Source organism: Hymenobacter sp. R533113 (assembly GCF_056835965.1).
In genome coordinates, this window is record NZ_JAKWBD010000001.1 from 382,148 (window position 1) to 404,279 (window position 22,132).

Genomic DNA, 22,132 nt, shown 5'->3' on the forward strand with positions numbered 1-22,132 from the left:
CGACCGCAACGATTGAGACGCGAAGTGTCGCGTCTCTACAGCCCTTAACTATTACTTGATTTTCCTATGAAGCTCAGCATACAAGAATCTGATAAGGAACAGCTACTCAATCAGCTCGGTGTAGCCAACCTCAGGTTTCAGCAAGCCTACCCCGGCGACAAGCCTGACCGGCAGCCCGTGCACACGGTGTACGGCGGCGCCAACCTGTTCAAATCGGATACCTGCGTGCGCATGGGTGACATTGCACTGAACAACCTGCGCACCTACGCGCCCAACTTCGTGGAACTGGCCAATGTGCTTCAGCTCAAAGGGTGCGAGCACCTGCCGAAATCGGGAAAAGACATTGCGGAGCTAACTGCTAAGCTGGACGCTTTGTCGCCCGATGACCGCAAAAAAGAGGCGGCATGGCTGGCGTATTCGGTGTATAATAAGATTGTCGCCAAACTCAAGGCTGAGCCCGTCGAGGATTTCCGGATTGACTTTGAGGATGGCTTCGGCAACCGCCCCGACTCGGAGGAAGATGCCACGGCCGTGCAAGCCGCCAACGAGGTGGCCCGCGGGATGCAGAACGGCACGTTGCCGCCCTTCATTGGTATTCGTATCAAGCCCTTCACGGAGGATTTGAAGCAGCGCGGCGTTCGGACGCTGGACATTTTTCTGACGACGCTGCTGGCGCAAACCGGCGGCAGGCTGCCCGACAACTTCGTGGTGATGCTGCCCAAGGTGACCATTCCGGAGCAGATGACGACGATGGTGCGCTTGTTCGAAATCCTGGAAAAGGCGAACAATTTGCCCCCCAGAACTTTGCAGATGGAAACCATGGTGGAGGCTACCCAAATCATTATGGATGAGGAAGGCCGCAACCCTTTGATGCGCATCATTAGGGCCAGCGAAGGCCGCTGCGTGGCCGCCCACTTCGGTACGTACGACTACACGGCTTCGGCCGGCATTACAGCCCGCTACCAAACCATGGCGCACCCCGTCTGCGACTTTGCCCATCACATGACTAAAGTAGCGCTGGGCGGCACCGGTATATTTCTCTCCGATGGTGCCACCAACGTCATGCCCATCGGTCCGCACCGGGGCGAAAACCTGACGTTTGAGCAGCAGAAGGAAAACCGCGAATCGGTGCACAACGCGTGGCGGCAGGGATTTCACCACACTACGCACTCGCTCATCAATGGCCTCTACCAGGGCTGGGACCTGAACCCCGCACAGCTACCGATGCGCTACGCGGCTACGTATTCCTTCTTCCTCAGCAGCTATGAGGACGCCGTATTCCGCTTGAAAAGCTTCGTGGAGCGCGCCGCTATTTCCACGCTCACCGGCGATATTTTCGACGATGCGGCCACTGGTCAAGGCTTACTCAACTTCTTCCTGAAAGCACTTAATTGCGGCGCTATCACGGAAGAGGAAATTACCGCTACTGGCCTGACGAAGGAAGAAATTCATACTCGCTCCTTCTTCCGCATTCTGGAAGGCCGGCGTAAGCGGCAGACTCACTAGAGTCGATACTATCAAACTCTTGCAGTGTGTGGACAGTCAACCCCGTGAGGTCGGCATGCAGAGCGCAGCGAGGCATCTCGCCCGCTTGATTGTCATGCTCATCTGGCGTCCGGCACGAAGCATCTCGCGTGTTTAGTAGGATTACTACTCCAGCATCAGCACGCGAGATGCTTCGCTCTGCTCAGCATGACGTTCTTTTATCAATTGGCCACACACTATTGCTGCCGAAGCCTCTCATACACTCGCACAAGGTGTGCGGGGGGCATTTATGGAAAAGACAGCGCTGTAATCACTAGCGGATTGGTGAACAGGGTATAAAAGATGCTTTAGACCCGAAGCAGCATCTACTCCAGTCCAGTTGCGTCTTTATAAGTAGTGGTACAATTCATATCTTGTAATGGATTGTGCCAATGCTTAACGGATTGGCCCACGTAGCGCTGGCGTGTATAAAGAAGCTCCTGTTCATCTGCTGGCTTAGCGCACTTTCGAGGGGTGTAGACGCGCAGGATACGGCCACCAAATCTCTGCGAGTTGCCGTGCAGGCCTACCCGCAGCCTGATACCATTCGTGTCAATCGGCTCATAGCGTTTGCCGATAAGGAAAAGACGACTAGTCAAACCTTAGCCAGTTATCGGGAGGCATTGGAGCTGTCGCGCAAGCTTACGTATACATCGGGGGAGGCGCGGGCGCTAATGGGATTGGGGTATTATTACCGTTTCCGAGGCGATTACAAGGAGGGCCTTACCTATACGCGCCAGGCCCAGCAGCTATTTAGGCAACTCAACGACCGTCTGAACCAGATTTCGTGTCTGTACAATTTGGCCTTTGTTTATTACGGACAGGGAGATTTTACCCAAGCCATGGCCCACAGCTTCGATGGTCTGAACTTGGCTGAGTCGTTGCTCAATCAAAAATGGTTGACGCTTATGAATAGCCAGCTGGGGCTGGCGTGTGTGATTGTGGGCGAGTACGCCAGGGCCCAGCAATACTTAGAACGTGGCTTGAAGCTGGCAACGAAAGCAGGCGACAGGGAGGGCGCGGCATTTTGCGAGAATGGATTGGGGAGGCTGGCCGGTGCCCAAAGCAAGTGGTTGGAAGCGCTCCGTCACTTTGAGGAGCAGATGAGGCTGGCCCACGAAGCGGGCAATGAGCGGCTTGTTACGCTTGGGCAACTACGCAGCGCGGAGATGAACGAACACTTAGGTCGCTATTCAGAGACTTTTTCCGTTGGTCGGCTCGGCCTACGGCGCCTTAATCAAATGGAAGATATAGGCAACATTCCCCTCATTCAAGTCATTTTTGCGCGGGCTTTTCTGCATACCGGGCGGCCAGATAGCGCCTTGGTGTACGGGCGCGCCAGCCAGCGCAGCGGCACCAAACAGGTAATACATGATGCCGCCGACGTGCTGGCCCAGGCAAGTGCCCGGCTGGGCCACTTCGATGATGCCTACCGTTACCAAACGTTGTTTACGGCTTACAAAGACAGCCTTAGTACGCAGGATATTATCCGGCGCACGGCCGCGCTGCAGTACACCTACGAGCTGGACAAGCAGCAGTCGCAGATACGGCTGCTGACCCGCAATGAGCAGCTGAGCCGTCAGCAGAACCAGCAGCAGCAGTTGCTGCTCGTTGGGGCGCTGGTCGCTTTGGCGGTAGTGGCGGGGCTGAGTGTTCTGCTCTGGAACAACAACCAACAAAAGCAGCGGGCCAATGCCCAACTCCAACGCCAACAGGAAGAGCTGCAAGCCACACAAACGCAGCTGATTCAACGGGAGAAGATGGCCTCGCTGGGCGAGTTTACTACGGACATTGCCCACGAGATTCAGAACCCGCTCAACTTCGTCAATAACTTCGCTGAAGTGTCGACTGAACTTGTTGGCGAACTAGGAACAGCCAGCCAAAGCTCTAACCGCGATACAGCACTGGAAGCGGATCTGCTAGCGTATTTATCACAGAATCTGCAAAAGATTCGGGAGCACGGCGGCCGCGCCGCGCGCATCGTTCAGGGGATGATGGAACACGCCCGCCCCTCCACCGGGGAGCGTCAGCTAACCGACCTGAATGCTCTCTGCGAAGAGCACCTGCGGCTTGCCTATCATGGGCTGCGTGTCAAAGAGCCAAGCTTCGAAGTCAAGTTTACGACCAACTTCGACTCGGACCTGGGCCTGGTGCCGGTAGTGCCCCAGGAAATCGGGCGGGTGCTACTGAATCTGTACGCAAATGCCTTTTATGCCGTGCGTCAACAAGCTGCCCACCAGGAGAATGGCTATCAGCCGCAGGTGCAGGTAACTACCCGCCGCCGCAATGGGCAGGTGAAGCTGCGCGTGCGCGACAATGGTATTGATATCCCCGACGCTATTCAGAAAAAGATCTTCCAGCCTTTCTTCACCACGAAGCCCGCCGGCGAAGGAACCGGTTTGGGCCTCTCGCTTAGCTACGACATTATAACAAAGGGCCACGGGGGCACGCTCTTGGTAGAAAGTCAGGAGGGTAAATACACGGAAGTGATTGTTTCGCTGCCCGTCAGCAAAGAAGAAGGAGCATCTTAGGAAAAATATAGAAACTCATGCTCCAGGAAGCCTATAAACAAGAGCAAGGAAGGAAAGTGTAATTGCGTGTCCGTATCAATTGGGAATAGTATATATTGAAGCTTTTATAGCTATTGATATGATTCTGACCTTACTCCGCCTTGGCGTAACGGCGCTGGTCGTCTTGGTTTTAGGGGGTTTATCAGGCTGCTCAGTGTACGTGCCCCTGCAGCCCAGCGTGCCCCTGCTCCGCGACAAAGGGCAGTCGGAGGTAGCGGCCAGCCTCTACCTCTCAGGTCGGCTGGAGGGGTCAGTAGCTTATTCACCGGCCAAGCATGTGCTGGTGCGCGCGGCGGGCGGACTGTCACCTAACAATGAGGACTCCGTTAGTTTTCATATCCGCCAATTTGAGGTGGGAACTGGCACCTATTGGTCGCTTTCCGACCAGTGGCTGGTAGGAGCCTTGGGCGGCTACGGCCGGGGCCAGAGCCAGCGCCGCTTCACGATAAATGAATTTGAGTATTCCGGTCCCGATCCATCTATTAGGTTTAACTACGCCTCTCGCTTTCACAAGCTTTATGGCGAAGCTTTCGTAGCCTACGAGGGCGATTGGGCCACCGTTGGCGCGGCGTATAGGCTGTCACAGGTGCGGTTTTCTTCTCTGACCAATAACGGCTTGCCGGTAGATCTGCGGCGCATGACCCGGAGCGAGCCGATGTTGTTTATGCGCTTCGGCAACCGAACCGGCTTTCTGCCGTGGGGGCAGTTTCAGGTAGCTTTCAGCACGTCCTGGTCGCCAGATTACGATGAGAACATACCTATTGAACAGCACCGGGCATACATCAAAGAGCCCCGGGCTTTTACGTCGGTGGGCTTTGTTATTTATCCCCACCGATTTAAAAAGTTCGCCGACTACTAAGCCGAGAAATAAAGGACTGTCTGCCCCCAAAGGCGATTTACTGCTTCTTCGGCTCTTCCAGCTTCGCAAAGGCATTGTTCAGCGCTTCGGCCCACAGCGGGTGAGCAAAGATCATTCGCTCCAACACCTGGTACTTGAGCTTGCCCGTCATGGCCAGTTGCAGCATGGTCATGATTTCACCGCCCTCAGCGCAGAGGATGGCGGCCCCGATAATCTGATCCTTGGCATCGACCATTATCTTAAAAAAGCCCCCCATACGCCCAGTTTCGCGGGCCCGACCGATGGTGGCCACGGGCATCACGGCCACACGGTACGGTATCTTCTTTTCCTTAGCCTGCTCTTCGGATAAGCCGATGCGACCGAGCTGTGGGTCGGTGAAGACGGTGTAAGGCAACGGGCGTTGCTTAGCCGAGCGCGATTTGCCCCCCAGCAGCGCGTCGCGCACGATGCGGTAGTCGTCGTAGCTGAGGTGGGTGAACTGCGGGCCGCCGTGCACGTCACCGAGAGCATACACCCCGCGCACGTTGGTTTCCAGCCGGCTGTTTACCGCTATATATCCTTTCTCATCAACCCGGACGCCAGCCGCAGCCAGGTTGAGCTTATCGGAGTTGGGCGTGCGGCCGGTGGCTACCAGCAGGTGAGTGCCGCTCAGGCGCCGCTCGCCGCTGCGGGTGCGGGCCGTGACGGTAATTTGCCCCCCAGCGCCTTTGTTTGCGCGGTAAGCCTCCGCGCCGAGCACAAATTCAACGCCTTCGGCCTCCAATAATTCCTGCAAAGTGGCGCACACGTCGGCGTCCTCGTGCTCCAGTACCTGCTCGCCCGATTCAATAATGGTGACGCGGCTGCCGAAGCGCCGGAACATTTGCCCAAACTCCAGTCCGATGTAGCCACCGCCCAGAATCAGCAGATGCTCGGGCAATTCCGTCAGGTCGAGCAGCTCGGTGGTGGTCAGGAAGCCGGTTTCAGTTAAGCCTTCCACCTCCGGAATAGCGGCGCGGGTGCCGGTATTGATAAAGATGAGGGGCGCGGTCAGCTCTTTTTCGGGGCCGCTTTCCATGGCTACGCGCAGGCTGTGCGGGCCCGTAAAAACAGCCCGACCAGCCAGCACGGTAATGCCGGGGTGCTCTTGGGTGAGATTCTTACGCACGCCATCCCGCATCGCGCCAATTACCACGTCTTTGCGGGCCACCACGGCGGCCATGTCTACGCGGGGCGCGTTAGTTTGCACACCAAAGTCAGCGGCGGTGCGTACCTGGTGGGCGCGCTCGGCTGAGGCCAGCATGGTTTTGACGGGCGAACAGCCATAATTAATGCACGAACCGCCCAGCAGGTACTCCTCAATCAGCACCACGCGCCGACCGGCGTCGGCCAGAGCGGTAGCCAATGGATTGCCGGCCTGGCCGGAGCCAATTATCACAACATCATAGGAATCAGGCATAGAATGCGGAAATCAGAGAGCTAGAAGACGAGTAATGCGCGGGGTAATGCTATTTTTGCCCCCCAGAGCTATTCCTATACGGTTCAGCTTGCCAGCCGACCATCCTATCATCAGATTGTTGGCTCAGGTACTTTTAACAATAACTCCCGCCTTGTGGCTAATCGATTTCTGCGCCGCCTCGCCTTGCTTACCGTTCTGCCGGGGCTAGGCGCTTGTACGTCCCTGTACTTTCCGCCGCCGCCTAATGTGCCCCTGCTCACGCAGAAAGGCGAATTTAGCGGCGGTATTCATACCAATCTGGATAACAACCTTGCTCTTCAAGGGGCTTACGCCGTGGGCGAGCACATCGGCGCCATTGGCACGTTTACGACGCTGAATACCGACAAAAAACGCAAAGCTGAAGAGCACCGCTTCGCCGAAATAGGCGGCGGCTACTTCACCCGCCTCCCCGACAAACGCGCGCTGGAAGCCTATGTGGGCATTGGCGTCGGCTCCACCAAGCGCACCGATTTCAAAATCGAGAATAATATTAAAACCGTGGAGCGCACGGTAGAAGGCGACCTGAATAAATATTTCCTACAGGTAAATTACAGTTCTAAGGAAAAAAAGTCGTTTCGGCTGTTCGGCAACGAGTTCCCAGTTTCCTACGGCACAGCGTTGCGTCTGAGCTATCTGGAGCTAAGCAACTTGCGCGTCAATAATATAGCTACCACGCCTGAAGACAACGTTTTCGTGGAGCCCATCACCTTCACCCGCGTGCAGCTAGCCGGCCCGGTGCAGCTGCAACTCATCAGCGGCGGCATGTTTGGCTTGCGCAGCCAGAAATTTCTAAAAGCCTCTAACTCGGTGTTTAATTTTGGTGTGGTCGTGAATGTTGGGGGGCAAAGTGGGCGGAAGTAGTGCTACCTGCCTTGAGGTTGTAGCTCTTGCTAATCATACTGCTATCTAAGGATGATATTAAAATTATGCCTTACAGTAAGTAACATGAAAATAAGTAGCAACAGAACAATAACTGAGAAAGAAGGCTACGAAGCAATGCTTTATATGCTCAAAGCCTATTGGCAAGCCACAGGCTCAAATGATTTAACCGATATTTTAAGTGGCGGTGAATATTGGCTTGAAGATGACACACCAGCTGACAGTGCTTTTTGGGAGTATTGGTTGGAAGCCATTGAAAAAGTAAGAAAAGAAGGTCCGCCGCCATTGAAGGAATTGAGGTGACATAAAAAAGCCCCCAGCAATTTGCTGGGGGCTTTTTTGCTTTTAAAGCAGTGAAACCTACGCAGTTACCTTGTCGCCTTGCAGCACGCGCAGCATCGTGTCGCCAATCTCGGCGGGTGAGTCTACTACGTGGATACCGCACTCGCGCATGATGGCCATTTTAGCAGCTGCCGTATCATCAGCGCCACCTACGATGGCACCGGCGTGGCCCATGCGACGGCCGGGAGGTGCTGTTTGGCCAGCAATAAAGCCAACAACGGGTTTCTTATTACCGGTTTCCTTGATCCAGCGAGCAGCTTCCGCTTCCATGCCGCCCCCGATTTCACCGATCATCACGATGCCTTCGGTTTCGGGATCGTTCATGAGCAGCTCCACCGCTTCTTTGGTAGTGGTGCCGATGATCGGGTCACCACCGATGCCGATAGCCGTGGTCTGGCCCAGGCCGGCTTTAGTAAGCTGGTCAACCGCCTCATAAGTCAGCGTGCCCGACTTGGATACGATGCCGATTTTGCCTTTAGTGAAGATAAAGCCGGGCATGATGCCCACTTTACACTCGCCAGCGGTCATGACGCCGGGGCAGTTCGGCCCAATCATGCGCAGACCTTCGCGGCCTTTCAGGTATTCCTTTACCGCAATCATGTCCTTGGTCGGGATGCCTTCGGTGATGGTCACGATGACTTTAATACCCGCGTCGGCGGCTTCCATGATAGCATCGGCGGCGAAAGCCGGGGGCACGAAAATAATGCTCGTGTTGGCACCGGCCTGCTCTACGGCTTCAGCCACGGTGTTGAACACGGGACGGTCGAGGTGGGTGCTGCCACCTTTGCCGGGCGTCACGCCGCCAACTACGTTGGTGCCGTACTCAATCATCTGCTGGGCATGAAACGAGCCTTCGGAGCCCGTAAAGCCTTGCACAATCACTTTGGAATCCTTATTGACCAGAACACTCATTAGGAGAAGGGTTAGGGAAAAATTCGAGTTGGAGGTGGTACGGCCACCTTATAGTACTTGGGGTGGCCGGTCCGCAAAAGTAGGCTTTTTTGAGGCCGGGGCAAGAACCCATTGTACCCCAACCGGATAGTTGCCTCCTAGCGCCAAAAATTTGTCCTTAAGCTCCTCCATAACCAGTCCAGCAGAATTCCGACCCGGCCCAAAGGGTGAATTTCGTACCTTTGTGGTCCACCCAACTACTCCGCTTACCCAACTGTATGTATCTGAATAACATAGTTGAAGCCATCGGCAACACTCCCTTGGTCAAACTCAATAAAGTAGCCGACGGCATCAAAGGCACGGTACTGGCCAAGGTTGAATACTTCAATCCGGGCAACTCCGTGAAAGACCGCATGGCCGTGCGCATGGTAGAAGACGCGGAAAAAGCTGGCTTGCTTAAGCCCGGCGGCACCATCATCGAAGGCACCAGCGGCAACACCGGCATGGGCCTGGCCTTGGCGGCTATTCATAAAGGCTACAAGTGCATCTTCGTGATGAGCGACAAGCAAAGCAAGGAAAAGCAGGATATCCTGCGGGCCGTGGGTGCCGAGGTGGTTATCTGCCCCGTTGATGTGGCTCCCGAGGACCCCCGTTCCTACTACTCCGTGGCCCGTCGCCTGAACGCGGAGACGCCTAATTCCTTCTACCCAAATCAGTACGACAATCTTTCAAACACTGCGGCTCACTATGAGGGCACCGGCCCTGAGCTGTGGGCCCAAACAGATGGAAAAATCACTCATTTCGCTTGCGGCGTGGGCACCGGCGGCACCATCTGTGGTACGGCCAAGTATCTGAAGGAGCAAAATCCTGACCTCGTATCTATTGGCTTAGACACCTACGGCTCGGTATTTAAGAAGTATAAGGAGACGGGTATTTTCGACGAGAACGAGATTTATCCTTACAAAACCGAAGGCATAGGTGAGGATATTCTGCCCAAAAACGTCGACTTCGATCTTATTGACCTTTTCATTAAAGTAACCGACCAGGATGCGGCCGTAATGACGCGCCGACTGGCCAAAGAGGAAGGCTTATTTGTGGGCTGGTCTTGCGGATCGGCAGTGTACGGCGCCTTGGAATACGCCCGTGAGCACTTGCAGGAAGATGACACGATGGTGATTGTGCTGCCTGACCACGGCACTCGCTACCTGGGTAAAATTTACAATGACGACTGGATGCGCGCGCAAGGTTGGCTGTAAAGAAAAAATATCTTTATCGCCGGCTTCCGGTTTAGTATTCTCAATTATAAGTAATACATATACCTATGACTGTGACCAAAAAGCTGCGCAATATCGTGCTGGTGGATGATAACGAGACCACCTGCTTTCTGAACAATCGCTTGCTCAGCCGCCTCGATCTGGCCGATAATGTGCTGATTTTTACCCGTGCCCAGCAGGCTTATGATTTCTTCTGGGGCGAAGGTCGCAACCTCATTGACCCGGTGCCCAACGAAACGCCCGCCCTGGTCTTTGTCGATTTGAAGATGCCCGGTATGGATGGATTTGAGTTTCTGCAACGTTATAGCGCCCTGCCCGCCGAAGTGAAGGCTCGTACTGTGCTGGCCGTGCTCACCACCTCCATGCACGCCGCTGACACCGCCCGCGTGGCGCAGTATCCCGATGTGGAGTATCTGGCCAAGCCGCTCACGCAGGAAAAGCTGACCAAGCTGATGAGTAAGCGGTTTGCGGAGGTGTAAGCTTTTGAGGTCTAACCTTTAGTAAAAAGCCGTTGCACAGAAGTGCAGCGGCTTTTTTTAGTGCTTAAAGGCGGAACGTCATGCTGAGGTCACGAAGCATCTCGCGTGTTTAGTGGGATTAGTAATCCAGCATCAGCACGCGAGATACTTCGTGACCTCAGCATGACATTCTGAAATAAAGCTTGTCAGACGGCGTACTTCAGTCTACACTACAGCTTCCACGAACCGGAACGCTTCGCCATCAAATAAGCCTTTGTCACTGAGCTTTAAACTGGGAATTACCAACAGGGCCATGAATGACAAGGTCATAAACGGGGCGGCAAGTGGCGAGCCTAGCTCTTTGGCCAGTGCATCGACGGCAGCATATGCTTCGGCTACGCGGTAGCCATCCTGATCAGACATGAGGCCGGCTACGGGCAGCGGCAGCAGTATTTCCTCGAATTTGCCCCCCACAGCGGCCAGGCCTCCTTTCGCCTCGATAACCAGGTTTACGGCTCTGGCAATGCTCTCGTCATCGGTGCCGACGGCGGTAATGTTGTGCGAATCGTGGCCGACGCTGGAAGCTAAGGCGCCGCGCTTCAGGCCGAAGCCAGTAATAAATGCTACGGCTGGTGGAGCCACTTCGTAACGATTTACTACCGTGAGCTTCAGGATGTCGCGGGCTACGTCGGGCACGACAAGGCCATTTTCAACGCTGGCAAGTAAGTCGTGGCGGGCGGTGATGAGCTGGCCGTCGAAGCACTCAATCACACGAATTTCCGACGGCTGCGCCTGGGGGGCTTTTTGCGGTGTAGAAAGGTGAAAGTCGTTGGGCCTGACAGGCTGCGCGTGGAAATTATTAACCACGGCTACGGGAGAAGACGGAATGAGCGTTTGGCCGTTTTGGGCTACCAATTCGCCCCCCACGTAGGTTTGGCGCACCCGAAAATCAGTCAGGTTATCGACCACGATGAAATCGGCGGAGTCGCCTTCGCGCAGCAGGCCTACGGGCAAGTTGTAGTGCAGCACCGGGTTCAGACAGGCCGCGCGCAACACTTTTAGTACGTCTTGGCCGCGCGCTACGGCCCGCTGTACCAGCTGATTGATGTGGCCCAGGACCAGCGTATCCGGGTGCTTGTCGTCGGAGCAGAACATCATGTTCTCGTAGTGCTCAGGCAGCAGGTCAATGAGCGCTTCAAAATTGCGGGCCGCCGAGCCTTCCCGAATAAGAATTTTCATGCCCACGGCCAGCTTGTCGCGGGCCTCGTCGGCGGTGAAGCACTCATGGTCGGTGCTGATGCCGGCGGCCGCGTAGCGCTGGGCGTCGGCGCCGCGCAGGCCGGGCGCGTGGCCATCCACGGGGCGGCCGTAGCGCTGGGCCAGGGCAATTTTGGCCGCTACGTCGGGGTCGTTGTGGAGCACGCCGGGCCAGTTCATCATCTCGGCCAGGTAGCCGATTTCGGGGCTCTGAAACAGCTGCTCAATGTCCTGCACCGAAATAATCGCCCCGGCCGTTTCGAAAGGCGTGGCCGGCACGCAGGAAGGCGCGCCGAAGCAGAATTTAAACGGCACGCTGCGGCCACTGGCCAGCATATACTCCACGCCCGCCAAGCCCAGCACATTGCCGATTTCGTGCGGGTCGGAGACGGTAGCTACCGTGCCGTGCACCACGGCCAAACGGGCAAACTCGGCGGGCACCAGCAGGGAGCTTTCTATGTGTACATGAGCATCCACAAATCCTGGCAGCGCATAAGGCAACGTCGGATCAGGCGTGGGAGAGGAGAGTGGTTCGAGGCGCTGAATTTGCCCCCCAGCTACATAAATGGTAGCCGGAGCTATGGTGTTAGCAAACAGATCAATAACGTTGGCGCGCAGGCTGAATTCGGCGGGCATAAGGCAGAAAAGTAGACGGTTCAGAATTTGCCCCCCAGGCCGGCGGGCGGGTAAAGAACCTTATATTTGGTTAATTATCCCTGCCAAATTCGTCTCGTGAGAAAGATTATGACTCTTCTGCTGGCCGCAGCGCTGGCCGGTTCTGCCGTGGCCCCCCTGGCCGGTTGCGCTCAGCGCACGGCCCAACAAAAGAAAACCAAAGCCTTCAAGCGCCAGAGCAGAGGTGGCCGCATGCCCTGCCCCACCCACGACTGCTAATGCCGGCTGCCATATTTACAGCACTCAGCCGTCGTTTAGTAATTCTACTCGTGCTGGTTAGTGGAATGGCCGCTTCTGCCGCGGCGCAGCGGCGGCAGCCGGCCAATTTCCCGACGCCCACAACGCCATTGCCGCCCGAGGACCTCACCGTACGCCGGGAAGGAGCCAGCAACGGAACCAGCGTCCGTTACCAACTGCCCGACAGCACTTGGCATGAGGCGCTAGTGTATGAAATAAAGCGTGACCGAATATACCTGTCTGCCCTTGGAGCCAATGTTTCGCAGGCGTATTCACCGGGACAAATCATCCGCTTTACTGCCGACGGTGAAACGTACAGTGCTTTGCCGCAAGGCTTTGCCAGGGAGCTGTTCAACGCGGGTGGTTACACGCTATTTGAATTTCAAAAAAGCGATAACCCATCTGCTTTTCTGGGCTGGACGACGCGCCAACTTCTTCTGCGTGTAAATAATGAATTGCCCCGCCGCCTGCCCACTGGCCGGCGTAAGTTCAACAAAGCAATGTTGTCTGTTGTGGGTGATAACACAGACTTAGCTCGGCAGTTGCAGGCGAATGAGTTCCGGGCGTGGCCTGATGCGGCAAATATCCTGACGAGGTATGTGTTGGCGAAAAAGGATTTATCAAAGTGAAAAGCTTCTCCATTTACTAGATTCTGCCAAAAATGCCCCCCGAGCCAAATCCCTTAACCGCCCTCCGAGCCGCCGCTGATGCCGTGCGTCAGCAATTGCAGGTCAATGGCTTTGATGCCGCCGGTGTGCAACGCCTCTCCGACTTTATTGAAGGACAGCGGGCACAATTGCCCCCCGCGAGCCGCGAAGGCGTAATAAATGCTTTGGGTTGCTTTTTGGGCGAGTGCATCGCGCAAACCTACCAGGGCGAGTGGGCTGCCGGCCCTGATGGCACCACGGGCATAGGCTTGCGCAATAAGCTGTTTTTAAACCCTTTCTATCGCGTAGGGCAGCAGTTGAAGCATGGGCTCGCGGATTCGGTAATTACGTTTTTTGAGCAAATACCTGATCGTTTGGAGGCGGAGACAACACGTAAGAATTGGATTTAATTGACGTGTTTTCTCTGAATACCAGTCGTTATCTTTTGTAGTTTTAAAGCTCAACCAATTCGGTGATTTTCATTTCGACTCTGCTTTGAGTCGGTTATCGGATGCTACTTTTTTGCTACTATGGAAGAGCTAAGAAGCGCTGCCGAAGCCGTGCCGCAAAATTTAAACCTCGCCTCCTTTGATGAGTTAGCAGTGCGTCGGCTCACGGAGTTTATTGATCGTGAGCGCGCTGGTATTAGCCACGAGGCTAGAGCTGGTGTAGTAAATGCGCTGGGATGTTTTTTGGGGGAGTGCATAATCCGTAGCTTTGGGGGCCACTGGCACCGCGACGCCTCCGGGTTGGTCGGAGTACGGATAGCCGGTTGTACCTTTGTGAATCCGTTCAGCTACGTAGAGTGGCAGCTAGTGCATGGTGCGGACGAGGCTGTAATGGTACTCTTCCACTCTGTGCCCACCCGCTTAGCCGCGGCTGCCGTACCTCGTCGCCGGACCTGGATTCCTGTCCCCTTGCCCTCGCGCCGAACGACTTCCCCATGAGAAAAATCGTCATTGCCATCGACGGCTACTCTTCGTGCGGTAAAAGCACTACTGCCAAAGCCGTAGCCGCCGAGTTAGGCTATGCCTACATTGACACGGGCGCCATGTACCGGGCCGTGACCCTGTATTTGCTCGAACACAAAATAAGATTTGACGATTTGCCCCGTATCGAGCAGGCTCTGCACGAGTTGCACATCTCGTTTAAGCGCAACCGCCGCACGGGACGCAACGAATTGTGTCTGGACGGTGAAATCCGTGAAGATGAGATTCGCCAGATGTATATCTCCAACTCGGTGAGTGAGGTGTCAGTGATACCGGCCGTGCGCCACGCAATGGTTAGCCAGCAGCAGCGCATGGGCCGGAAGCGGGGGTAGTAATGGATGGCCGCGATATCGGCACTACGGTGTTTCCGGATGCTGAGGTAAAGGTCTTTATGACGGCCGAAACCGGCGTACGCGCCCTGCGCCGCCAAGAGGAGCTGGCAGTAAGTGGAGAGCATGTGAAAGTGGAGGAGATTGTCGAAAACCTCACGAAGCGTGACTACCTGGATACCACCCGCGCCGAAAGCCCCCTGCGCCGCGCCGCCGACGCGGTGTTGCTGGATACCACCCACATCACCATTGATGAACAGGTCGACTTCGTGCTGGAGCGCGTCTCAGCCACGCTTTTTTCGCTGGCGGCGGCCGGCCTGACGACGCCCAGCACCGAAGAAATGCCCCCCACGGCGCGGCATCCATAAAGCAGAAAGGCAGCCGGTTCCAAACACTAAGTTTTGTGGCTAAACAAGCTCAGCATGCTCTGCTGGTCTATAGTCATAGATATGTTACAGCTATGGCTTATGAAGGGCATTTTTCTGCGCTGAACTTCGTCTTACGCAGGAGCTTAGGTTCGTAAATGCCAAAAAAATGAACAAGGGCTCACGTTGCTGGTAGTTAGTTGGGGCACTAAAGTTGCAGCGGCAGCTACTGATATATTTCCTCTGCCATGAACATCACTATTGATAAAAACTCGGGCTATTGCTTTGGCGTTGAGTTCGCCATTCAAATGGCTGAAGATGAGTTGGAGCACGAGTCTACCCTGTATTGCCTGGGCGACATTGTGCACAACCGCATGGAGGTGGAACGCCTGCACCAGCGGGGCCTGCGCATCATTGACCGCGAACAGCTACAGCAAATACACGATAGCAAAGTGCTTATCCGGGCCCACGGCGAGCCGCCCGAAACCTACGAGCTGGCGCTGCGCAACAACCTGGAGCTGATTGATGCTTCCTGCCCGGTAGTGCTGAAGCTGCAAAACCGGGTGAAGCACGCCTATGATGTCAGCCGCCGCCACGAGGGCCAGATTGTCATTTATGGGCAGCCAGGCCATGCCGAAGTTACCGGTCTGGCCGGCCAAACCGGAAATCGTGCGCTAATCGTGATGACGGAGGCTGACCTCGATCAGATCGACTTTGCTCGCCCCATCACCCTATTCAGTCAGACGACCAAAAGCACGGCCGGCTTCTACCACATGAAGCAGCTCATTGAGGAGCGTATTGCGGCCGCGGGGGGCAGTTTGGATAGCTTTGATGCCAACGACAGCATTTGCCGGCAGGTAAGCAACCGCGAGCCGGCCTTAGCCAGGTTTGCCGTTGAGCACGACGTAGTGGTATTTGTGAGTGGGCGCAAAAGCTCGAATGGCAAGGCCCTGTTTACGGTGGTAAATCAAAATAATCCGCGCAGCTACTTCGTTGAGAATGAGCAGGAGCTGAATGAAGACTGGTTTGTGGGCGTTGACTCCGTAGGAATTTGCGGCGCCACCAGCACTCCCATGTGGCTGATGCAGCGCGTAGCCGACCGCATCGAGCAGGTAGCCCTGGCAGTTGCGTAAGGACGCACGGATTTCTGTCTTACATCGTCGTTATTTGCCCGGCCGGTTTCTTCTGGTCGGGCATTCTTTTTCTCTGCTGCTGTATGCGCAAGCTCTTTACTTATTTCCTCAACGGCTTTCTGATTGTAGCCCCGGTGGGGCTGACCATCTACATTCTATTCGCGACAATCCGGTGGCTGGATAGCTTGTTTCGAATGGATAATGTGCCCCCCGGTATCGGGTTGCTGATGGCTATGGTGCTGCTGACCATTGTGGGCTTTGTAGCCAAGTCCTTCATGGTGCGGCCCTTTCTCATTATTGCTGAGCGTATTCTGCATCGCACGCCTCTGGTGAGCATTATTTACTCCAGCCTCAAGGATCTGTTCGACGCCTTCGTAGGCGACAATCAGAAGTTTAACTGCCCCGTGGTGATGTGCATCAACCAGGAGGCCAAAATCTTTAAAATGGGGTTTGTAACCCAGGATAGCATAGAGCCCGCCAGCCGCCCCGATCTGGTGGCCGTGTACTGTCCGCACTCTTATAACTTCTCCGGTGAGTTGTTTCTGGTGCCCAAGGAAAACGTGACTTTCCTGGATTTGCCCAGTAGTGAGGTCATGAAGTTTGTGGTGTCAGGCGGCGTGTCGCGGCTGTAGTAAAGAGGCAAGGCAGGCTTTTGCCTCGCGCCATTACTGACGATGTTGGGCTGGAAAACGTAGTAGATTGTTTACTGGTAGGGTACCAAATCTGGCGTTTCTCCCTTATCCGACTAACTTCTTGTAGCGGCTTTCTTTGAAAACAACTCTGCATTATCAGACTTATGGCACTGGCCCGCGGGTGGTGCTGGCTTTCCACGGCTACGGGCAGAGCGAAGGCCACTGGCGCAGCGTGGCCGCCGTGTTGGGCGGTGCGGCCAGTATCTATGCCTTCGACTTATTTTATCACGGGCAAAGCCGCTTAGCCAAAGTAGATGCGCCCCTAACAAAAAGGTGCCTCGGGGAGCTGTTGGCTGCATTTCTGGCCGAAAAAAACATCGACACCTTTAGCCTGCTGGCTTTCAGCATGGGGGCCAAATTTGCCCTTACGGCCGTGGAGCACTTTCCTGGTCGGGTGCAGCAAGTCTGGCTGATCGCCCCCGATGGGCTACAACGACAGTTCTGGTATTCGCTGGCTACGTATCCGCCCTGGATGCGCGGCATATTGGGGCGGGCAGTGCTGCGCCCGCAGCGCCTGCTACGGTTCATTGATGCATTGGGTCAGCGCCGAGTGGTTGACACCAACCTGGTGCGCTTTGCTCAATGGCAACTCGAAAGCCGCGAAAAACGCCTGCGCGTGTACCGAAGCTGGGTGGGGTTTCGGCTGCTAGTATTCAACCTGAAAGACTTGGCCCGCAACCTGAATGAGCACCAGGTACCCGTCACGTTTTTTCTGGGCAAATACGACCGGGTGATTCCGCACGCGGGCTTGCAACAATTTATTGGGTCGTTACGGCAGGCAAAAACGGTGCTGCTGGAGGCTGGCCACGCTGGCCTGATCTACGATGTGGCGGCTTACCTGCGCCGCCACCCGGAAGTGATTACGCCGACGTCTTAGTCACCAGTTCACGCTCGTATAGTCGCTTGCTCTCTGCATCGAACACCACGAACACCACCTCTGCTGGCAGCTCATTGGTTTCCAGAAATGCCAGCACCTCGCGCACGGCAATGGCGGTGGCTCCCGGTTTAGGATACCCATAAATGCCGGTGCTGATGCCCGGAAAAGCAATGCTCGCCAGGTTATGTTGGGCGGCCAGACGCAGGCTGTTGCGGTAGCAGTTGGCTAATAACTCCGGCTCTTGCTTCTGCCCACCATTCCAAACTGGCCCCACAGTGTGAATAACATACGGAGAAGGTAAGCGCCCACCTGTAGTAATAACGGCCTCCCCTGTGGGTAAGCCTTTGTCATAGTGACTAGCTCGTAAGCGGCGACATTCTTCTAAAATCTGAGAGCCGCCAGCGCGGTGAATGGCACCATCTACGCCGCCACCGCCCAGGAGGGAGGAGTTAGCGGCATTTACAATAGCGTCGGTGTCGAGGGTCGTAATGTCACCTTGGCATAAATAGACCCGGCCAAATGATTGGGCACTGGAGCGCCAGGAACCGTTAGAAGGCTGATTGCTCATATCAGGATGGGAAATAGACGCTGGAAAGGATACACAGTTTTCTGGGAACGTCAGGCAGGTTTTAGGGTTTAAGCTAAAATGCCCCCCAGTTCGTAATAAAACACGTCCACATCTTTTTACGGTTCTATGCGTCTCCGCCTCTTCTTTGCTCCCTTATTGCTGAGTCCACTGGCTCTGGCCTTTACCACTGAGCGGCCCGCCGTAGCGCCCCCTGCCGAGTTGGCGCAGATAAAATTGCCCCCCGGCTTTACTATCAGCTATTTTGCTCAAAATGTAGGCAGCGCCCGCGAGCTGGCGCTGGGTCCCGACGGCACCGTGTACGTAGGCACCCGCGGCGATAAAGTGTATGCCCTGCCCGACCGAAACAAAGATGGTAAGGCCGACGAAGTCATCACCATTGCCAGCGGCCTGAACGCGCCCAATGGCGTAGCTATGCGCAACGGGGCGCTATATGTAGCAGAAATCAACCGCATTATTCGCTACGACAATATTGCCCAAAAGCTCAAGCAGAAGCCCAAGCCAGAGGTCGTATATGATCAGCTGCCCGATCGGGACCACCACGGCTACCGCTTCATCGCCTTCGGGCCCGATGGCAAGCTGTATGTGCCCGTAGGTGCTCCGTGCAATGTATGTGAGCCCGAAGAACCCATTTTTGGCACCATCAATCGGATGAATGCGGATGGCACCGGCCTGGAGACTTTCGCCAAGGGCGTGCGCAACACGGTGGGCTTCGACTGGAGCCCCGTTACCAAGGAGATGTGGTTTACTGACAATGGCCGCGATATGCTCGGCGACAACACGCCTCCCTGCGAGCTGAACCGCGCCCCGCAGGCCGGCTTACACTTTGGCTTCCCCTATGTGCACGGCGGCGACATTCTGGACCCCAAATTCGGGGCAGGCAAAAAGCCCGCTGACTATGTGGCCCCGGCCCGCAAATTAGGCCCCCATGTTGCGCCGCTGGGCATGACCTTCTATGCGGGCAAGGCGTTTCCGGCCCAGTACCGCAACCAGATTCTTATTCCCGAGCATGGCTCCTGGAACCGCAGCAACAAAATTGGCTACCGCATTACCTTAGTGCGCGTAGATGCCACTGGTAAAAAAGCCACTGCCTACGAAACCTTCGCCGAAGGCTGGCTCCAGAACGGCAAGTCGTGGGGCCGCCCCGTAGCGCTGTTGGAGCTTCCAGATGGCTCCCTGCTTGTGTCTGACGACCAGAACGACGCCGTATATCGAATCAGTTATAAAGGATAAAAGTGAGTGCCGAGAGGTGAGACGCTGTTCAGGAACAATCTGTCAGAAGAACGTCTCACTTCTCACTTCTCGGTACTCACTTCTATAGCTTATCTTGCCTCTGCCATGATAAAAAAGCGGGTTCCGAAGAAGATAGTAGGACGAAGAGAGTTGGTTGATTTCCCGCAATTAAAGCTGCGAGGCGTAGAGGCGAAGGTCGATACGGGGGCGTATACGGGGGCTATTCACTGCTCCAATATTCATATCGAAACTTTGCCCGACGGCCGCGAGCTGCTCTGTGTGCTCTTGCTCGACCCCTCACATCCAAATTTTAATGGCCGTGCGCTGCAGTTCGCTGAGTTCTCTTTGCGCGACATCAAAAGCTCGAATGGTGATGTGCAGGAACGCTATGTTATTCAGACAGTTATTCAGTTATTTGGCGAAGATATTTCCGCCGAGTTTTCTCTGTCCGACCGTTCCGATATGCGCTATCCCGTACTCATTGGGCGGGCCTTATTGCGCAAAGCACAACTGGTAGTTGATGTGGCTCGCCTACATTTGTCGTATAAAAGTCAGGCGGTGGCCAAACATCCGCGGCCCCGAATTGATTAGGCTTTTCCCCGCTTTCCTGCCTCCGCTCCCAACTCTCCTCTGACCTATCTTTCCAATGAAACTGGCCATTCTCTCGCGCGAGCCGAGGCTGTACTCCACAAAGCGCCTAGTTGAAGCAGCTACGCAGCGCGGCTACGAGGCGGTGGTCGTCGACCATCTGCATTGCAATCTGGTGCTGGAGCAAGGCGAACCAGGCATCATTTACGAAGGCAAAAAGCTTACGGGCATCGACGCCATTATTCCGCGTATTGGTGCCTCGGTTACGTTCTATGGCACGGCCGTAGTGCGGCAGTTTGAGATGATGAAAGTGCGCACCGCTGTTGATAGCCAGGCCATTGTGCGCTCGCGCGATAAGCTGCGCTCCATGCAGATTCTGTCGCGGGCCGGGTTAGGTATGCCCAAAACGGCCTTCACCAACTACTCTGATGAGGTGCCCGAAATGATCAAGCAAGTAGGTGGCGCGCCGGTGATTATCAAGCTGCTGGAAGGTACGCAAGGCTTGGGCGTCGTGCTGGCCGAAACCGAAAAAGCCGCTCAGTCGGTGATTGAGGCCTTTCATAACCTGAAGGCCCGCATCATTGTGCAGGAGTTTATTGCCGAGAGCAAAGGCGCTGATCTGCGGGCATTTGTGGTGAATGGGGAAGTGGTGGGTGCTATGAAGCGCCAGGGCAAGGAAGGCGAGTTTCGCTCCAATCTGCACCGGGGCGGCTCGGGCAAGCTGGTGAAGCTGAGCCGGGCCGAAAAAGCTGCCGCCTTGCTGGCTACCAAAGCGCTGGGTTTGGGTATTGCCGGCGTTGATATGCTCCAAAGCAAGCGAGGGCCTCTCGTATTGGAAGTAAACTCTTCGCCGGGTTTGGAGGGTATCGAGAAGGCAACCGGCCTGGATATTGCCGGCAAAATCATCGAATACACGGCTGCGCTGGTGCATAGCAAGCGCAAGGATTCCATTAAGAAAACGACCAGAAAAGCCCCCCAGCCCGATACCCAGCCCGATGTAGTGTAACGCGAAGCGGTGCTTCGCTCGTTGAACAACTGGCCTTGCGGTCGTTGTCGAAATACCTCCAACCTTATTGTTCAATGAGCGAAGCACCGCTTCGCGTTACAGCCCAGCCATTGCCCCACACCTACGGCCCAACCGACATGCTGATTAACGGCTTGGTTATCAGGCCGGGCGAACGAATGCTGACGCGGCTGGTGATTTCGCGCCTGCCGTCTCGCACCGTCATTGATATACCCGTGTACGTGTATCGGGCGCAGGAACCTGGGCCTACGGTGCTGCTGATGGCCGGTATGCACGGCGATGAAGTAAATGGCATCGAAACGATCCGCCGCCTGGTGCGCCGCGATTTGTTGCAGCCGTTGCGCGGTACTATCATCGCCATACCCATTCTCAACATCTATGGCTTCATTAACTTCTCCCGCGAGGTGCCCGACGGAAAGGATGTGAATCGCAGCTTTCCGGGCAATCCGCGCGGGTCGCTGGCTAGTAGGGTAGCGCACCGCTTCATGCGCGAAATCATGCCGCTGATTGATTACGGCATTGATTTTCATACGGGCGGCGCGGCGCGGGCCAATATGCCTCAGGTGCGCTGCCTGCTGGGCGAAGACGACCAAACGGATGCGCTGGCAGCCGCTTTTGCCGCACCATTTACGTTGCACGCGGCCTTGCGGCCCGGCTCCTTGCGTGAAGCCGCTATGCAGCAGGGCCGTCGCATTATCGTGTATGAAACCGGCGAGTCGCTCCGCCTCGATGAGGCCGGAATAGAATTGGCTATGGCGGGCACGTTTCGGGTGCTACAGCACCTGGGGATGGTAGAATCGGCGGCTTCGCCTTTGCAGCCGAGCGTCGTGTGTCGGCGGCATACGTGGCTGCGGGCCAAGTTCGCAGGCTTATTTCGCAGCCACGTACAGAATGGGCAGTTCCTGGAAAAAGGAGAGGTGTACGGTAGCGTAGCCGATCCGTATGGCGAAGGCACCGTGCGCCTCGAAACGCCGACGGCCGGGTACGTAATTGGCTTGAACCATATGCCGGTCGTGAATCAGGGCGACGCGCTGGTGCACATTGCCTGGCCGGATAGTTTGCCCCCCAGCCGCTCGTCGCATTGGCCCCACCTGGAAGAAACGCCCCCCAAAACCAAGGAGGAAGACGACGAGCAGGTTTAACTGCTTGTTTGAAGCGCTCTGAATTCAGCATCAACCAAGCGGCGCACGGCCCATATCCGGTCCTTAATTTCTGATCCTGCCGGT

21 protein-coding genes and 2 pseudogenes are annotated in these 22,132 nt (G+C 55.7%); 19 read left to right on the top strand and 4 right to left on the bottom strand.

The window, feature by feature from the left end:
* Positions 1–66: 66 nt before the first annotated feature.
* The 3 genes from MKZ35_RS01730 to MKZ35_RS01740 all read left to right on the top strand — a co-directional run bounded on the left by MKZ35_RS01730 (position 67) and on the right by MKZ35_RS01740 (position 4,953).
* The gene (locus tag MKZ35_RS01730; RefSeq protein WP_482511503.1) at positions 67–1,506 is read left to right on the top strand and encodes a DUF6986 family protein; all 1,440 of its coding nucleotides are present in this window, start codon (positions 67–69) and stop codon (positions 1,504–1,506) included.
* Positions 1,507–1,916: 410 nt separating this feature from the next.
* Complete coding sequence (locus tag MKZ35_RS01735; protein ID WP_482511504.1) at positions 1,917–4,055, top strand: sensor histidine kinase; 2,139 nt, start codon at positions 1,917–1,919, stop codon at positions 4,053–4,055.
* Positions 4,056–4,173: 118 nt separating this feature from the next.
* Complete coding sequence (locus MKZ35_RS01740) at positions 4,174–4,953, top strand: hypothetical protein (protein ID WP_482511505.1); 780 nt, start codon at positions 4,174–4,176, stop codon at positions 4,951–4,953.
* A gap of 37 nt (positions 4,954–4,990) precedes the next feature.
* On the opposite strand, the gene MKZ35_RS01745 is transcribed toward MKZ35_RS01740, so the two are convergent.
* On the bottom strand, positions 4,991–6,391 hold the full coding sequence (locus MKZ35_RS01745) for a mercuric reductase (protein ID WP_482511506.1): 1,401 nt from the start codon (positions 6,389–6,391) through the stop codon (positions 4,991–4,993).
* Between the two features lie 153 nt (positions 6,392–6,544).
* On the opposite strand from MKZ35_RS01745, the gene MKZ35_RS01750 reads away from it, so the two are divergent.
* Together MKZ35_RS01750 and MKZ35_RS01755 are read left to right on the top strand one after the other, a co-directional pair.
* Complete coding sequence (locus MKZ35_RS01750; RefSeq protein WP_482511507.1) at positions 6,545–7,291, top strand: hypothetical protein; 747 nt, start codon at positions 6,545–6,547, stop codon at positions 7,289–7,291.
* Positions 7,292–7,375: 84 nt separating this feature from the next.
* Positions 7,376–7,612: a hypothetical protein gene (locus MKZ35_RS01755; protein ID WP_482511508.1), complete on the top strand. Its 237-nt coding sequence runs from the start codon at positions 7,376–7,378 to the stop codon at positions 7,610–7,612.
* 57 nt (positions 7,613–7,669) lie between these two features.
* Here the strand turns inward: MKZ35_RS01755 and sucD are convergent, their stop codons facing one another.
* The gene (sucD, locus tag MKZ35_RS01760) at positions 7,670–8,563 is read right to left on the bottom strand and encodes a succinate--CoA ligase subunit alpha (RefSeq protein ID WP_482511509.1); all 894 of its coding nucleotides are present in this window, start codon (positions 8,561–8,563) and stop codon (positions 7,670–7,672) included.
* Between the two features lie 257 nt (positions 8,564–8,820).
* Here sucD and MKZ35_RS01765 point away from each other — a divergent pair.
* Together MKZ35_RS01765 and MKZ35_RS01770 are read left to right on the top strand one after the other, a co-directional pair.
* Positions 8,821–9,795: pseudogene (locus MKZ35_RS01765) on the top strand (PLP-dependent cysteine synthase family protein); the annotation flags it as partial.
* A 68-nt stretch (positions 9,796–9,863) separates the two neighbouring features.
* The gene (locus MKZ35_RS01770) at positions 9,864–10,295 is read left to right on the top strand and encodes a response regulator (protein ID WP_482511510.1); all 432 of its coding nucleotides are present in this window, start codon (positions 9,864–9,866) and stop codon (positions 10,293–10,295) included.
* A 204-nt stretch (positions 10,296–10,499) separates the two neighbouring features.
* Here the strand turns inward: MKZ35_RS01770 and ade are convergent, their stop codons facing one another.
* Positions 10,500–12,167: an adenine deaminase gene (gene ade, locus MKZ35_RS01775; RefSeq protein WP_482511511.1), complete on the bottom strand. Its 1,668-nt coding sequence runs from the start codon at positions 12,165–12,167 to the stop codon at positions 10,500–10,502.
* A gap of 108 nt (positions 12,168–12,275) precedes the next feature.
* Here ade and MKZ35_RS01780 point away from each other — a divergent pair, with 108 nt between their 5' ends.
* The 8 genes and pseudogenes from MKZ35_RS01780 (at position 12,276) to MKZ35_RS01815 (ending at position 17,475) form a co-directional block, all read left to right on the top strand.
* Complete coding sequence (locus tag MKZ35_RS01780; RefSeq protein ID WP_482511512.1) at positions 12,276–12,425, top strand: hypothetical protein; 150 nt, start codon at positions 12,276–12,278, stop codon at positions 12,423–12,425.
* On the top strand, positions 12,425–13,072 hold the full coding sequence (locus MKZ35_RS01785) for a hypothetical protein (RefSeq protein ID WP_482511513.1): 648 nt from the start codon (positions 12,425–12,427) through the stop codon (positions 13,070–13,072). The genes MKZ35_RS01780 and MKZ35_RS01785 overlap by 1 nt, the downstream gene beginning before the upstream one ends.
* A 32-nt stretch (positions 13,073–13,104) precedes the next feature.
* On the top strand, positions 13,105–13,500 hold the full coding sequence (locus MKZ35_RS01790) for a hypothetical protein (RefSeq protein WP_482511514.1): 396 nt from the start codon (positions 13,105–13,107) through the stop codon (positions 13,498–13,500).
* Positions 13,501–13,620: 120 nt separating this feature from the next.
* A complete protein-coding gene (locus MKZ35_RS01795; protein ID WP_482511515.1) occupies positions 13,621–14,037 on the top strand; it encodes a hypothetical protein in 417 nt (138 codons plus the stop codon).
* Positions 14,034–14,776, top strand: a pseudogene (cmk, locus tag MKZ35_RS01800) ((d)CMP kinase). The gene MKZ35_RS01795 and the pseudogene cmk overlap by 4 nt, the downstream one beginning before the upstream one ends.
* Before the next feature lie 245 nt (positions 14,777–15,021).
* The gene (locus tag MKZ35_RS01805; RefSeq protein WP_482511516.1) at positions 15,022–15,906 is read left to right on the top strand and encodes a 4-hydroxy-3-methylbut-2-enyl diphosphate reductase; all 885 of its coding nucleotides are present in this window, start codon (positions 15,022–15,024) and stop codon (positions 15,904–15,906) included.
* Between the two features lie 83 nt (positions 15,907–15,989).
* Positions 15,990–16,538, top strand: coding sequence for a DUF502 domain-containing protein (locus MKZ35_RS01810; RefSeq protein ID WP_482511517.1), 549 nt, complete (start codon positions 15,990–15,992; stop codon positions 16,536–16,538).
* A gap of 136 nt (positions 16,539–16,674) precedes the next feature.
* Positions 16,675–17,475, top strand: a complete 801-nt coding sequence (locus MKZ35_RS01815; protein WP_482511518.1) for an alpha/beta fold hydrolase — start codon at positions 16,675–16,677, stop codon at positions 17,473–17,475.
* On the opposite strand, the gene MKZ35_RS01820 is transcribed toward MKZ35_RS01815, so the two are convergent.
* On the bottom strand, positions 17,459–18,043 hold the full coding sequence (locus MKZ35_RS01820; protein WP_482511519.1) for an O-acetyl-ADP-ribose deacetylase: 585 nt from the start codon (positions 18,041–18,043) through the stop codon (positions 17,459–17,461). The two genes, MKZ35_RS01815 and MKZ35_RS01820, sit on opposite strands and share 17 nt — an antisense overlap.
* 126 nt (positions 18,044–18,169) lie before the next feature.
* On the opposite strand from MKZ35_RS01820, the gene MKZ35_RS01825 reads away from it, so the two are divergent.
* The 4 genes from MKZ35_RS01825 to MKZ35_RS01840 all read left to right on the top strand — a co-directional run bounded on the left by MKZ35_RS01825 (position 18,170) and on the right by MKZ35_RS01840 (position 22,048).
* Positions 18,170–19,294, top strand: a complete 1,125-nt coding sequence (locus MKZ35_RS01825) for a PQQ-dependent sugar dehydrogenase (protein WP_482511520.1) — start codon at positions 18,170–18,172, stop codon at positions 19,292–19,294.
* A 105-nt stretch (positions 19,295–19,399) separates the two neighbouring features.
* A complete protein-coding gene (locus MKZ35_RS01830) occupies positions 19,400–19,885 on the top strand; it encodes an ATP-dependent zinc protease family protein (RefSeq protein ID WP_482511521.1) in 486 nt (161 codons plus the stop codon).
* Positions 19,886–19,940: 55 nt separating this feature from the next.
* The gene (gene rimK, locus MKZ35_RS01835) at positions 19,941–20,888 is read left to right on the top strand and encodes a 30S ribosomal protein S6--L-glutamate ligase (protein WP_482511522.1); all 948 of its coding nucleotides are present in this window, start codon (positions 19,941–19,943) and stop codon (positions 20,886–20,888) included.
* Positions 20,889–20,962: 74 nt separating this feature from the next.
* Positions 20,963–22,048 (top strand): succinylglutamate desuccinylase/aspartoacylase family protein, encoded by a 1,086-nt coding sequence (locus tag MKZ35_RS01840; RefSeq protein ID WP_482511523.1) that lies wholly within the window; start codon positions 20,963–20,965, stop codon positions 22,046–22,048.
* Positions 22,049–22,132: the final 84 nt, after the last annotated feature.

Excerpts from the sequence above, each read along its gene's own strand:
- MKZ35_RS01730 (WP_482511503.1), top strand. The coding sequence starts at position 67 with ATGAAGCTCAGCATACAAGAATCTGATAAGGAACAGCTACTCAATCAG.
- MKZ35_RS01735 (WP_482511504.1), top strand. The coding sequence starts at position 1,917 with ATGCTTAACGGATTGGCCCACGTAGCGCTGGCGTGTATAAAGAAGCTC.
- MKZ35_RS01740 (WP_482511505.1), top strand. The coding sequence starts at position 4,174 with ATGATTCTGACCTTACTCCGCCTTGGCGTAACGGCGCTGGTCGTCTTG.
- MKZ35_RS01745 (WP_482511506.1), bottom strand. The coding sequence starts at position 6,391 with ATGCCTGATTCCTATGATGTTGTGATAATTGGCTCCGGCCAGGCCGGC.
- MKZ35_RS01755 (WP_482511508.1), top strand. The coding sequence starts at position 7,376 with ATGAAAATAAGTAGCAACAGAACAATAACTGAGAAAGAAGGCTACGAA.
- sucD (WP_482511509.1), bottom strand. The coding sequence starts at position 8,563 with ATGAGTGTTCTGGTCAATAAGGATTCCAAAGTGATTGTGCAAGGCTTT.
- MKZ35_RS01770 (WP_482511510.1), top strand. The coding sequence starts at position 9,864 with ATGACTGTGACCAAAAAGCTGCGCAATATCGTGCTGGTGGATGATAAC.
- ade (WP_482511511.1), bottom strand. The coding sequence starts at position 12,167 with ATGCCCGCCGAATTCAGCCTGCGCGCCAACGTTATTGATCTGTTTGCT.
- MKZ35_RS01780 (WP_482511512.1), top strand. The coding sequence starts at position 12,276 with ATGACTCTTCTGCTGGCCGCAGCGCTGGCCGGTTCTGCCGTGGCCCCC.
- MKZ35_RS01785 (WP_482511513.1), top strand. The coding sequence starts at position 12,425 with ATGCCGGCTGCCATATTTACAGCACTCAGCCGTCGTTTAGTAATTCTA.
- MKZ35_RS01790 (WP_482511514.1), top strand. The coding sequence starts at position 13,105 with ATGCCCCCCGAGCCAAATCCCTTAACCGCCCTCCGAGCCGCCGCTGAT.
- MKZ35_RS01795 (WP_482511515.1), top strand. The coding sequence starts at position 13,621 with ATGGAAGAGCTAAGAAGCGCTGCCGAAGCCGTGCCGCAAAATTTAAAC.
- MKZ35_RS01805 (WP_482511516.1), top strand. The coding sequence starts at position 15,022 with ATGAACATCACTATTGATAAAAACTCGGGCTATTGCTTTGGCGTTGAG.
- MKZ35_RS01810 (WP_482511517.1), top strand. The coding sequence starts at position 15,990 with ATGCGCAAGCTCTTTACTTATTTCCTCAACGGCTTTCTGATTGTAGCC.
- MKZ35_RS01820 (WP_482511519.1), bottom strand. The coding sequence starts at position 18,043 with ATGAGCAATCAGCCTTCTAACGGTTCCTGGCGCTCCAGTGCCCAATCA.
- MKZ35_RS01825 (WP_482511520.1), top strand. The coding sequence starts at position 18,170 with ATGCGTCTCCGCCTCTTCTTTGCTCCCTTATTGCTGAGTCCACTGGCT.
- MKZ35_RS01830 (WP_482511521.1), top strand. The coding sequence starts at position 19,400 with ATGATAAAAAAGCGGGTTCCGAAGAAGATAGTAGGACGAAGAGAGTTG.
- rimK (WP_482511522.1), top strand. The coding sequence starts at position 19,941 with ATGAAACTGGCCATTCTCTCGCGCGAGCCGAGGCTGTACTCCACAAAG.
- MKZ35_RS01840 (WP_482511523.1), top strand. The coding sequence starts at position 20,963 with ATGAGCGAAGCACCGCTTCGCGTTACAGCCCAGCCATTGCCCCACACC.